The organism is Salegentibacter lacus (assembly GCF_020164555.1).
GTDB classification, from domain to species: Bacteria; Bacteroidota; Bacteroidia; order Flavobacteriales; family Flavobacteriaceae; genus Salegentibacter; species Salegentibacter lacus.
In genome coordinates this window covers 61,635-75,103 of the sequence record NZ_JAIQZB010000007.1, presented here as the reverse complement: position 1 = coordinate 75,103, position 13,469 = coordinate 61,635, and the positions used below count along the sequence as shown (strand labels likewise).

Genomic DNA, 13,469 nt, shown 5'->3' with positions numbered 1-13,469 from the left:
AAATAGAATGTGAAGAAATAGGAACTGGCTTAACACTATTTTCCGCAAACGTTTGAGTGTTGAAAACTTTTATATTTTGCGGGTATAGCGTAAATTTTGTGGTATTTTTACGACATCTTAAAAATAATCCTTGAGTTATTTCTAAATAATAGATATTTATGAAACCTAAATTGACTTTAAAACAAATTGCAAGAGAATTGGATGTGTCAATTTCTACTGTTTCAAAAGCTTTAAGAGACAGTTCTGAAATTGGAGAAGATACCCGTCAGAAGATTAAGGCTTTTGCAAAATTATATAACTACAGACCTAATAATATTGCCCTTAGCCTTAAAAACCGAAAAACAAAAACCATAGGAATTATAATTCCAGAAATAGTTCATTATTTTTTCACCACAGTAATTAGCGGTGTGGAGCAAGTTGCTAATGAAAAAGGGTATAATGTAATTGTATGTCTTTCTAACAATTCTTTTGATAAAGAAGTACTAAATCTTGAACTTTTGGCTAACGGCAGTACCGATGGTTTTATTCTTAGTATGGCCAAGGAAACTATGCAAAAGGAGGATTATCATCACCTTACTGAAGTAATTAACCAGGGAATGCCGGTAGTTTTATTTGATAGGGTAGTAGACCAAATTCATTGTGATAAAGTAATTATAGACGATGTAATTGGCGCTAAAAAGGCAGTTCAATATTTAGTAGATAAAGGAGCAAAGAAAATAGGACTTGTTTCTACTGTAGATTATGTAAGTGTAGGTAAACTCAGAACCCGCGGTTATCTTGAAGTTCTTAGAGATAATAATGTGGAAGTTGACGAAGATCTTATCCTTAAGATAGAGGATATGGATAATAGTGAAACCGAAATCAAGGAATTTATTGATAAGAATGACGTTGATGCCGTATTTGCTGTAAATGAACATTTTGCTATTCACGCAATAAAAGCCATCCAGGAAAAAGGTTTAAAAGTACCTGAAGATGTTTCGGTAATTGGTTTTACCGATGGAGAACTTTCTAAACGATTTATCCCAAGTCTTACCACGGTAAGCCAACACGGCGAAAGGATGGGAGCTGAAGCTGCTCGTTTACTTATAGACAAACTGGAAAGAAAACCAGAGGAAGAAGAATCTTATAAAACTGTGATTGTTGAGACAAGTTTAGTAGAAAGAAATTCTACCAAATCGTAATTTTAGATTCTCATCTTTAAAATTTTATATATATTTACCCCAGCTTAGTTAATTTATCAGAACTTATATTTTTACTTCCTACCTAAAATAAGTTTTGATAAGCCTTACGCTTATCGTAAACGTTAATTGTACGATATGCAAAAACGTAGATTAAGTTTCTGGGAAATCTGGAACATGAGTTTCGGTTTTCTTGGAATCCAGATGGGGTTTGCACTCCAAAATGCGAACGCAAGTAGAATTTTACAAATTTTTGGAGCCGATATTCATGAACTTTCATGGTTTTGGCTGGTTGCGCCGGTTACCGGTTTAATCGTTCAGCCAATTATTGGCTACTACAGCGATAGAACCTGGACCAGCCTTGGCCGTAGGCGTCCTTTCTTTCTTTCAGGAGCTATTTTAGCCGCAATAGGCTTGATTTTAATGCCTAATGCCGATTGGTTTATTGCTATTTTGCCTTCCCTTTGGGTAGGTGCCGGGATGCTCTTTATTATGGATGCCTCCTTTAATGTAGCGATGGAACCCTTTCGCGCCCTGGTGGCCGATAAATTACCCTCAGATCAAAGAACCCTTGGCTTTAGTGTACAAACTGTTTTAATAGGAATTGGGGCCGTAATTGGTTCCTGGTTGCCTTATGTATTGACCAACTGGTTTGATATTAGCAATAGAGCAGTAGTAGGCGAAGTTCCGCTAAACCTGTTGCTTTCATTTGTAATTGGAGCAGCTATCCTGGTTGGGAGTATTTTGGTAACGGTAATTACCACCAAAGAATATTCTCCCGAAGAACTGGAAAAAATGGACGACCATGTGGCGGACACGGTCGATGAAAAGGAAAAATCCAGTTTAATGGATATTTTTTCCGATTTTGCCAAAATGCCACATACTATGCGGCAGCTTAGCTGGGTGCAATTCTTTTCATGGTTTGGGCTTTTTGGAATGTGGGTGTTTTCTACTCCCGCAATTGCTCATCATATTTATGGACTACCACTTTCAGATAGTAGCAGTGAAACCTACCAGGATGCCGGCGATTGGGTTGGTGTACTTTTTGGAGTTTACAATGCTGTTTCAGCGGTTTTTGCATTTTTCCTTCCGGCAATCGCACTAAAAATTGGAAGAAAAAGCACGCACATCGTTTCATTGTTTATAGGTGCCTTAGGGATGCTTTCCATTTATATCATGCCAAACGAATACTGGCTGTTGCTTTCTATGTTCGGAATTGGAATTGGCTGGGCTAGTATTTTAGCTATGCCATATGCGATTCTTGCAGGCTCTATTCCGCCGAAAAAAATGGGCGTTTATATGGGGATTTTCAACTTCTTTATTGTGATACCGCAAATTGTAAATGCACTGGTTGGAGGATTAATGGTAAAATATCTTTACGACGGAAATCCAATTTATGCATTAGTAACCAGCGGAATAGCATTTTTAATTGCGGCTATACTTACTTTTAGAATTGACGATGTAGACGAACCCGTAAAAGCATAAAAAATAAATGTTAAGAATGAAAGTCCTCGATATGGTTTTCTTCATCGCTCCCGCACTGAAGAAAATCTACTCGAATTGACGATAACCGTAACTTCTAGTGGTTTTTTAAACTACGACAGCAAAATTGAAAAACTGTATCGAGAAGGGGATAGAAACCTAAGTTTGATAAATAATAAAATAATGAAGACAACTAAAGGAGTAATATTCGATTTAGACGGGGTAATTGTAGATACCGCGAAATTTCACTTTTTGGCCTGGAGAAAGCTTGCCAACGATTTGGGCTTTGATTTCACCAAAGAGCAAAACGAACAACTTAAAGGTGTAAGTAGAGTAGAATCCCTTAAAAAAATTCTGGAATGGGGAGAATTGGAACTTTCCAAAACAGAGTTTAAACGTCAAATGACGCTTAAAAACGAAAATTATCTCTCTTATGTAGCTAAAATGGACGAAGATGAAATTCTTCCCGGTGTTCAAAAAGTTATCGATTATTTAATTGAAAATAATATTCCCTTTGCGTTAGGTTCTGCAAGTAAAAACGCGAGAACTATCCTGAAAAAAATCAATTTACTGGATAAGTTTGATGCCATTGTAGATGGAAATGATGTTAGCAAGGCAAAACCCGATCCGGAAGTATTTCTTATCGCAGCCGAAAGAATAAACATTAAACCTGAAAACAGTATCGTTTTTGAAGATTCGGTTGCCGGAGTACAGGCCGCTAATAATGCAAATATGATGAGCATAGGAATTGGCGAAGAAAAAACACTGGGCGAAGCCGAGTATGTATTCAACGATTTCACCGAGATAGATATAGATTTTATACAGAAATTACTCACTAAGTGAGAATTTTGAAATATTACAACGGAAACCTTATGGGTATTTCCCGGGTTAATCAATTACAAATTAGACAGAAATAAAGCAATGAACCAAGATTATATACAACCTAACGAGTGGTCCATTCTGGAAGAAGGATTTGATGTAGAACGCGTAAAATCGTCTGAAAGCCTTTTTAGTATCGGTAACGGAGTGATGGGTCAGCGAGCCAATTTTGAAGAAAACTATTCCGGTCCAAGTTTCCAGGGGAGCTATATTGGCGGGGTTTACTATCCCGATAAAACCAAAGTTGGCTGGTGGAAAAACGGCTACCCGGAATATTTTGCAAAAGTATTGAATGCACCCAACTGGATTGGAATAAACGTATTTATAAACGATGAGGCCTTAGACCTTTTTACCTGTAAAAAAGTTGAAGAATTTAAGCGTGAGCTTAATATGAAAGAAGGTTTTCATCGTCGTAGTTTCGTAGCCACGCTTTCAAACAAAATCAAAATTTCGGTAAAAGCAACGCGATTTCTTTCTATTGTTGAAGATGAACTTGGCGCGATAGATTTTGAAATTGAAGTTTTGAACAGCGATGCTGAGGTTCGTTTTGAGCCTTATCTAGATGGAGGAATTACAAATACCGATGCCAACTGGGAAGAACGTTTCTGGAAAACTTTAGAAGTGAAATCTGAAGCAAGCAAAGGTTTTGTACTCTCTAAAACCCTGAAAACCGAATTCCACGTTAATACCTATATGCAATCTGAAGTTTTACTGAACGGTGAAAAACAGGACCTTGATTTCACTGAAACCAAAACCGAAGATTCCCTTACTTTTTCCTATTCAGTTAAAGCCGAAAAAGGTCAGAAACTAAGTCTGAGAAAATACGCCGGTTATGTAACCGATATGAACCATGAGCGTTCAAATTTGGTAGAAGCGGCTAGGGAAGTATTAGATTACGCAACTAAGGCTGGATTTTCCAAATTGTTTCAGGAGCAAAAAGGTGCCTGGGCGAAAATCTGGGAAATGGCCGATATCACTATTGAAGGCGATGTTAAGGCCCAGCAGGGAATCCGCTTTAATATTTTTCAGCTAAATCAAACCTATTTAGGAAAAGACGAGCGTTTAAATATAGGTCCAAAAGGATTTACCGGCGAAAAATACGGCGGAAGTACTTATTGGGATACCGAGGCGTATTGTATTCCGTTTTATATGGCTACCAAAGATCAGCAGGTGGCCAGGAATTTATTGACTTATCGTTACAATCATCTGGATAAGGCCATAGAAAATGCACAAAAACTTGGTTTTATCAACGGCGCGGCCCTTTACCCAATGGTGACCATGAATGGGGAAGAAAGCCATAACGAGTGGGAAATTACTTTTGAAGAAATTCATAGAAACGGGGCGATGGTTTATGCCATTTATAACTACGTACGTTATACCGGCGATTTTCAATATATCCCGGAAAAAGGCCTGGAAGTAATGATCGCTATTGCGAGATTCTGGCAGCAAAGAGTAAATTTCAGCCAGGACAAGAATAAATATGTAATGCTAGGTGTAACCGGACCAAACGAGTACGAAAATAACGTACATAACAACTGGTACACCAACTATATCGCCAAATGGTGTATTGAGTACTGTTTGGAATCGATTGATAAGGTTAAAGACGCTTATTTTGAAGATTACGAGCGTGTAATGGGTAAAACCAAACTCAATGAAGGCGAATTAGCAAAATGGAGAGAAGTTGCGCAAAATATGTATTTCCCTTATTCTGAAGAACACGGTGTTTTCCTTCAACAAGATGGATTTTTAGACAAAGAAATTCTTCCAATAGCTGAATTAGAAAAAGCACACCGTCCCATAAACCAGAAATGGAGTTGGGACAGGATTTTACGTTCCTGTTACATTAAACAAGCTGATGTTTTACAAGGCTTCTACTTTTTTGAAGATCATTTTAGCAAAAGCGAGCTGGAAAAACATTTTGATTATTACGAACCCATAACCGTTCATGAATCTTCGCTTTCACCTTGTGTACACAGTATCCAGGCTGCACTTCTAGGAAGGACAAAACAGGCTTACGACTTTTATTTAAGGACTTCAAGACTGGATTTAGACGATTATAATAAGGAAGTAGAGCAGGGCTGCCACATTACCAGTATGGCCGGTACCTGGATGAGTATCGTAGAAGGTTTTGGGGGAATGCGGGTTAAAGACAATCATCTTTCATTCAATCCCACAATTCCTGAAGATTGGAAATCCTATTCCTTTAAAGTGAATTTCAGAGACGAGATTTTAAAAGTAAAAGTTTCTGCGGAAAAAACGGTTTTCCATTTAGAAGGTGAAAGCTCGATTGAAATCAACGTAAACGGAAAATCTGTTGAATTGCAGCCAAACCAGGAATTAGCAGTGTAGTTACGTCATCCTGAATTTATTTCAGGATCTAATGTGTTGTTTACCAAATGAACATTTACCGTCATTACGATCCCGATAAAATTGGGAGAAGTAATCTGACAATTGAAAGATTGCTTGGTTCCTCTCAATGACGTTAATAAGAGTACTTACTTAAAATAAAGAACATGAAAAAAATACTAATCACCTTAATGCTCGTTGCCGGTTTTACCGGATTTGCGCAAATTGAACGCGTAGAACCACCAAACTGGTGGACGGGCTTTGAACAAACCGAGCTCCAGTTAATGGTTTACGGCGAAAATATTGGGAATGCTACTCTAAAAATCGATTATCCAGGGGTAAGCATTAAAAATGTAAAAGAAGCTGATAGTCCGAATTACCTGTTTATCGATTTGGAAATCGGGGAAGCAGAACCGGGAACTTTTGAGCTTACTTTTCAGCTTGAAGACGGTTCAGAAGAACTGTATGAATATGAATTGAAAAGTCGGGAAAAGCCTGCATCAGAATATGTAGGTTTTGATAATTCTGACGCGATTTATTTAATCACTCCAGATCGTTTTGCCAACGGAGATAAAGCTAACGATAGCTTTGATTATCTGAATGAAAAAACCAAAGACCGAGACGACGATTATGGGCGACATGGTGGAGATATTCGTGGGATTATAAATCATTTGGATTATATAGAGGAAATGGGCTTTACTGCAATTTGGCCTTCCCCTTTGGTAATTAACGATATGAAATCGGGTTCTTACCACGGTTACGCAATGACCGATTTTTATAAGGTAGATCCGCGGTTTGGAACTTTGGAAGAATATAGAGAATTAGCAGATAAAGCAGCCAATCGTGGTATTAAACTGGTTATGGATCAGGTAGCAAACCACGCCGGGGTAGAGCACTGGTGGATGGACGATCTGCCTTTTGACAATTGGATCAACTATCAGGAGAATTTTGAAAAGGGTGAAGATTTAGTGTACTCCAATCACCGTCGTACTACCAACCAGGATTTATATGCTTCAGAAACGGATAAAAAAGGATTGACAGAAGGTTGGTTTGTAGAAACCATGCCGGATTTAAATCAGGAGAATCCGTTTATGGCTAAATACCTTATTCAGAATAGTATTTGGTGGGTTGAGACCCTTGGTTTGGGCGGAATTCGCCAGGATACTTATCCTTATCCCGATAAGGAATTTATGAGTGACTGGGCCGGCGCGATTATGACTGAATATCCAAATTTCAATATAGTAGGTGAGGAGTGGAGCGTGAATCCTTTGCTTATTCGTTACTGGCAGGATGGTGTGGATAATGGTTATGACTCCAACCTGAAATCTACGATGGATTTTGCGATGCAGGAAAAAATTGTAACCGGCTTAAAAGCCGAAGAATCCTGGGGCACCGGGCTCGTAGAAATTTACGAGGGCTTAGCCAACGATTTCGCGTATGCCGATCCTGAAAACATTATGATCTTCCCCGATAACCACGATAAAAGCCGAATCTATACACAACTTGGAGAAGATGTCGCTAAAACCAAAATGACTGTAGCTTATATGTCAGTTTTACCAAGGATTTTTCAAATGTACTACGGTACAGAAATTCTAATGGACGATACCGAAAATCCTGGTGACCACGGACTGATTAGAACCGAATTCCCAGGGGGGTGGGACGATAGCGAAGTAAATGCCTTTACCGGCGAAGGACTTTCCGAAGAAAAAGCTGGTATGCAGGAATTTGTTAGAAAAGTGATGAATTACCGCAAAAACAGCGAGGCGATACATTCAGGAGAAACCAAACATTTTGCTCCAGAAGACGGTACGTATCTAATTACAAGAAAAGCTGGAGATGAGGTTATAGTGCTTATTCTTAATAAAAATGAAGAATCAATTACTCTGGATCTGGAACGTTTTAGCGAATTGAATTTAGAAGAAGAAACCTTTAAAAATCTTATTTCAGAAGAAACTTTTAAATGGGAGAGTTCTTTAGAATTACCGGAAGAAGGCGTTTATTTTTTTACCACGAAAATGGAATAAATAAATCTTGATACGTCAAGCTGAACTTGTTTCATGATCTAACATGTTTGAATTTAATATCACATTAGAAGCTGAAACAAGTTCAGCTTGACGTTAAAAAAAAAGAATACCAATCAAATATCAAATAAAGAAGAATGAAAAAACCATTAATAATGCTGCTGGCCTTTACGGCCTTGTTTTCCTGTAAAGAAAACGAAACACAAGAGCAGCCAAAACATGAAGAAGAACAAGCAATCGCACCGGTATCTAACGATGCGTTGGAATCGGCGGTTATTTACGAAGCGAATATTCGCCAGTATTCTCCCGAAGGAACTTTTGATGCTTTTACTGAAGATATTCCGCAATTAAAGGAACTAGGTGTAAAAGTTATTTGGCTAATGCCTATTTACCCGATTTCTATGAAAAACAGGAAAGCTACAGGTGATCTTTCAGTAGAAGATATTGAGGATCCGGAAGAAAGAAAAAAATACCTGGGAAGTTATTATGCAATTTCAGATTATACCGATGTTAATCCTGAATTTGGAAACTTTGAGGATTTTGAGGAACTGGTGGAGACCGCCCACGAAAACGGAATGTATGTAATTCTGGATTGGGTTGCTAACCATACCGGCTGGGACCATAAATGGATTGAGGAAAAGCCTGAATATTATCATAAAAATGACAAAGGCGAAGTTACAGACCCTATAAATCCTGCAACCGGGGAATCCTGGGGATGGACAGATGTAGCTCATCTAAATTTTGAAAACGAAGAACTACATGAAGCTATGGGTGAAGAAATGAAGTTTTGGGTAGAAAAGTACAATGTAGACGGTTTTAGAGCCGATGTTGCGGGAGAAATACCTACCGAATTTTGGGAAAGCATTGTTCCTCAATTAAAAGAAATAAAACCGGTTTTCATGTTAGCCGAGTCAGAAGACAAGGATCTTTTTGAAAATGCATTTGATATGGGTTACAACTGGGAAGGTCACCATATTATGAACGAGATGGCGCAGGGTAAAAAAAACGTCAAAGATTGGGACGCATATATGCAGAAAATCGATACTACTTATCAGGATGACGATTATTTGATGAATTTCGTGACGAATCACGATGAGAATTCCTGGAACGGGACGGTAAAGGAGAGAATGGGAGATGCTTCAGAAACTATGATGGCGCTTACTTACACTTTACCGGGAATGCCGCTAATTTACAGCGGGCAGGAGTATGATATGGATAAAAGGCTTTTATTTTTTGAAAAAGATACTATTCCGAAGGAAAAAGGAAAGGTTTGGCCATTGTTGGAGAAACTTGGAGAGTTAAAAAATGAGAACAAAGCCCTGCACGGTGGAAAAGAAGCGGCTTCTTATGAGAATATTGAAACTTCAGAAGAAGAAAAAGTTTTGGCCTTTAAAAGGGAAAAAGATGGTGCTGAGTTAATTTATATCGCTAATATGAGCGATGAAAATACCACTTTCAGCATAGAAATAAATGGAAATTTTGAGGATTACCTATCGGGTGAAACGATAGAAATTTCCGAAGATAAAAATATGGATTTAGAACCCTGGCAGTTCTTTATCTTAATAAATAAGTAATAAATTTACTAAAATACTAAAAACAGCCCTCTCAAAAGGGCTGTTTTTGTTAGTTATTAACCGAAAACGTTTTAGTTTTTTAGTAAATTAGGTTATATTGTAGAATTAAAATAGCTTTGGCCTAATGGCGAAGAAAATTAATAAAATTGCAGTCTTAACATCCGGTGGTGATGCACCCGGAATGAACGCCGCTATAAGGGCGGTTGTTAGATCCTGTTCATACTATAATCTGGAGTGTGTTGGTATTTACCGCGGCTACCAGGGACTTATAGAAGCAGATTTTGAAGTACTTAACGCAAGATCTGTTAGAAACATCATTAATAAAGGAGGCACTTTTTTAAAATCTTCCCGATCTGAAGAATTTAAAACCAAAGAAGGAAGAGCAAAAGCTCATAAAAATCTTACCGATGCCGGTATTGATGCTTTGGTAGTGATTGGAGGAGATGGAACTTTTACCGGTGGCCTTTATTTCAACAACGAGTTTAACTTTCCAATTGTGGGAATTCCCGCAACTATAGATAACGATATTAACGGTACCGATTATACCCTTGGTTACGACACCGCTTTGAATACGGTGGTAGAAGCCATAGATAAGATTAGGGATACCGCAAGTTCTCATAACCGATTATTCTTAATTGAAGTTATGGGTCGTGATGCAGGTGATATCGCTTTAAATAGTGGTATTGGTGCAGGAGCCGAAGAGATATTACTTCCGGAAGAAGACCAGGGAATTCAACGTATGATGGATTCTTTGGAAAAAAGTAAGAAATCCGGAAAAACCTCCAGCATTATTGTGGTGGCTGAAGGTGAAAAGAGCGGAAAGAATATTTTTCAGTTAGCTGAATTCATTTCGCAAAGCCACGAAGAATATGACATTAGAGTCTCTGTGCTGGGTCATATTCAAAGAGGAGGTTCTCCAAGTTGTTTTGATCGTGTTCTAGCCAGTAAACTTGGTGTTGGTGCGGTTGAAGCATTAGCCGATGGTAAAACCAATATCATGTTAGGAGTGCACCACCAAAAAGTGGTACACGTGCCTTTGGAAACTGCTTTAAAAGAAGACAGGGAATTTGATCAAGAATTAAGAAGGGTGGCAAACATCACTTCAGTGTAAATTTTTAAAATTTAAATTATGAGTACAAAAATTGGAATTAATGGTTTTGGCCGAATTGGACGTATCGCGTTTAGAATTGCAGCTGAAAAAAATGACGTAGAAGTTGTAGCAATAAACGATTTACTGGATGTTGATCATTTGGCTTATTTGCTAAAGTATGACTCTGTTCACGGTAAATTTAAAGGTGATGTTGATGTAAAAGACGGAAACCTTATAGTAAACGGAAATACAATTCGTATTACTGCAGAGAAAAATCCGGCTGACCTTAAATGGGGAGATGTTGGAGTAGATGTAGTATTGGAATGTACCGGTATCTTCAAAGAAAAAGATAACGCAAATGCACATATTAAAGCAGGAGCTAAAAAAGTAGTGATTTCTGCACCATCTAAGACTGCACCTATGTTTGTAATGGGGGTTAATCATAACGATGTTAAAGCAGAAGATACTATTGTTTCTAACGCTTCATGTACAACAAACTGTCTTGCTCCACTTGCTAAAGTAGTAGACGATGAGTTTGGTCTTGTTGAAGGTTTAATGACAACCGTTCACGCAACTACGGCTACTCAGCTTACCGTAGATGGACCATCTGCTAAAGATTTTAGAGGAGGAAGAAGTGCGCTTCTTAACATTATTCCATCTTCAACCGGAGCAGCTGTAGCTGTAGGAAAAGTAATTCCTAAACTGGACGGAAAACTTACCGGGATGGCTTTAAGAGTGCCAACTGCAGATGTTTCTGTAGTAGATCTTACGGTTAAGACTGAAAAGTCTGTGAGTTACGACCAGGTTAAAGCTGCGTTCAAAAAAGCTTCTGAAGGATCTTACAAAGGTGTTATCTCTTATACAGAAGACGCAGTAGTTTCTCAGGATTTCGTATCAGATGCACATACTTGTAACTTTGATGCAGATGCTGGAATTGCACTTAACGATAATTTTTTCAAATTAATCGCATGGTATGATAACGAATATGGTTATTCTGCCAAACTTGTTGATTTAGCAGTACACGTTAATTCAATTTAATATTTTATTTTAGAGCCTGAAGAAAGCTACGCTTAGATTATTTTAATCTTTTAGCGCTTTCCTCAGGCTTTTTAATTTAAACCATATTCACACACATGATATTAATAGCGGACGGTGGCTCTACAAAATGTGACTGGATTTTACTTAGTGCAACGGGGGAAGAATTACTTAGAACCCGCACCAAAGGATTAAATCCTGCAGTATTTCCTGAGGTAGTACTGGAACAACGTATTGAAGAAAATACCGATTTAAAAGAAGTAAAGGATAAAGTAGAACGAGTGCATTTTTACGGCGCCGGTTGTGGAACCGAAACGCCTAAAAAATTACTGGAAGGAATTTTCACGAATTTCTTCACCAATGTAGAAGAAGTCATAATTCTGGAAGATATGGTTGCTGCAGTTTATGCCGCCACCACAGAACCAGGAATTGTTTGTATTCTTGGTACTGGGTCTAACAGTTGTTACTTTGATGGAAAGGATATTCACCAGGCCGTTCATTCCCTGGGTTATATTCTTATGGATGAAGCTAGTGGAAATTACTTCGGAAAAAGACTAATAAGAGATTACTACTACAAAAGAATGCCTCCGGAACTCGCCGAGGAATTTGGTAAGTTATATAATATGGAGTCTGATGAGATTAAGAAAAATCTCTATCGCAAAGAAAATCCAAATACTTATCTGGCTTCTTTTGCTGAATTTATATTCTCCAACGAGCGCAATGGCTATTTCTACAAGTTAGTGCACGAAGGAATTACAGATTTTATGCATTCCCGTGTTATGTGCTATAAGCAAGCACAAAATACACCGGTTCATTTTATTGGTACCATCGCTTATTTCAGCGAAGATATTATTCGTGCAGTTGCCCAACCTTATGGGATAGAAATAGGGAATATTGTGCGTAGACCAATTGATGCATTGATAGAATATTACAGGAAAGAAGTACTTATTAATAATTAGTTATAATTTTTCATAAAATTTAGTACATTTAAGAAATCAAACGCTTAGATGCTTACAAAAGTTTATGGAAGTGCCGTATTTGGGGTAGAGGCAACTACAATTACTATAGAGGTAAATGTAGCAACCGGCATTGGTTATCATCTGGTAGGCCTTCCCGATAATGCAGTAAGGGAAAGTAGTTTTAGAATTGCCGCCGCCCTTCAAAATAACACTTATAAATTTCCCGGAAAGAAGATCATTGTCAATATGGCGCCGGCCGATCTTAGAAAAGAAGGTTCGGCTTACGATCTTAGTTTAAGCCTGGGAATTCTGGCCGCTTCAGGCCAAATTAAAGCAAAAAATATTTCAGAATACATTATTATGGGTGAGCTTTCGCTAGACGGAAGCTTACAGCCCATAAAAGGTGCCTTGCCTATTGCCATAAAAGCCAAGGAAGAAGGTTTTAAAGGATTTATTCTTCCGAAGCAAAATGCTAAAGAAGCGGCCATAGTTAGCGGTCTTGAAGTTTATGGAGTCGAAAATATAACTGAGGTTATCAACTTTTTCGATAAAGGAGAGTCAATAGAGCAAACTATAATCAATACCCGCGAAGAATTTTACAAAAATCTTGATCATCCCGAACATGATTTTGCAGATGTAAAGGGCCAGGAATCTATAAAACGTTGTATGGAAATTGCCGCAGCGGGCGGGCATAATATTATTTTAATTGGTCCCCCTGGAGCTGGGAAAACGATGCTGGCCAAACGCTTACCAAGTATTTTGCCACCTATGACTTTACACGAAGCTCTGGAAACTACAAAAATTCATAGTGTTGTTGGCAGGGTAAAAGAACATGTAGGTTTAATGTCGCAAAGACCATTTAGAAGTCCTCATCACACAATTTCGGATGTAAGTGTTACATAGTG

Annotated in this window: 9 protein-coding genes and 1 pseudogene; all 10 read left to right on the top strand. The window is 38.1% G+C overall.

The annotated features are described in order from the left end of the window. Nucleotides 1-158 precede the first annotated feature (158 nt). Entirely contained in the window at nt 159-1,181 is a 1,023-nt protein-coding gene (locus LB465_RS07140) for a LacI family DNA-binding transcriptional regulator (protein ID WP_224468681.1), read from the top strand. 135 nt (nt 1,182-1,316) lie between these two features. After that, nucleotides 1,317-2,663, top strand: a complete 1,347-nt coding sequence (locus tag LB465_RS07135) for an MFS transporter (protein WP_224468679.1) — start codon at nt 1,317-1,319, stop codon at nt 2,661-2,663. A gap of 180 nt (nt 2,664-2,843) precedes the next feature. Beyond that, entirely contained in the window at nt 2,844-3,503 is a 660-nt protein-coding gene (gene pgmB / locus LB465_RS07130; protein WP_224468677.1) for a beta-phosphoglucomutase, read from the top strand. A 78-nt stretch (nt 3,504-3,581) separates the two neighbouring features. Next, on the top strand, nt 3,582-5,888 hold the full coding sequence (locus LB465_RS07125; RefSeq protein ID WP_224468675.1) for a glycoside hydrolase family 65 protein: 2,307 nt from the start codon (nt 3,582-3,584) through the stop codon (nt 5,886-5,888). 164 nt (nt 5,889-6,052) lie between these two features. Continuing rightward, complete coding sequence (locus tag LB465_RS07120) at nt 6,053-7,909, top strand: glycoside hydrolase family 13 protein (protein ID WP_224468672.1); 1,857 nt, start codon at nt 6,053-6,055, stop codon at nt 7,907-7,909. A gap of 134 nt (nt 7,910-8,043) precedes the next feature. Continuing rightward, nucleotides 8,044-9,480: an alpha-amylase family glycosyl hydrolase gene (locus LB465_RS07115; protein WP_224468670.1), complete on the top strand. Its 1,437-nt coding sequence runs from the start codon at nt 8,044-8,046 to the stop codon at nt 9,478-9,480. Between the two features lie 124 nt (nt 9,481-9,604). Next, complete coding sequence (gene pfkA / locus LB465_RS07110; protein ID WP_224468668.1) at nt 9,605-10,591, top strand: 6-phosphofructokinase; 987 nt, start codon at nt 9,605-9,607, stop codon at nt 10,589-10,591. 18 nt (nt 10,592-10,609) lie between these two features. After that, a complete protein-coding gene (gene gap / locus LB465_RS07105) occupies nt 10,610-11,608 on the top strand; it encodes a type I glyceraldehyde-3-phosphate dehydrogenase (protein WP_224468666.1) in 999 nt (332 codons plus the stop codon). Between the two features lie 95 nt (nt 11,609-11,703). Continuing rightward, nucleotides 11,704-12,564, top strand: a complete 861-nt coding sequence (locus LB465_RS07100) for an N-acetylglucosamine kinase (RefSeq protein WP_224468664.1) — start codon at nt 11,704-11,706, stop codon at nt 12,562-12,564. Between the two features lie 48 nt (nt 12,565-12,612). Beyond that, nucleotides 12,613-13,461: pseudogene (locus LB465_RS07095) on the top strand (YifB family Mg chelatase-like AAA ATPase); the annotation flags it as partial. Between the last annotated feature and the right edge of the window lie 8 nt (nt 13,462-13,469).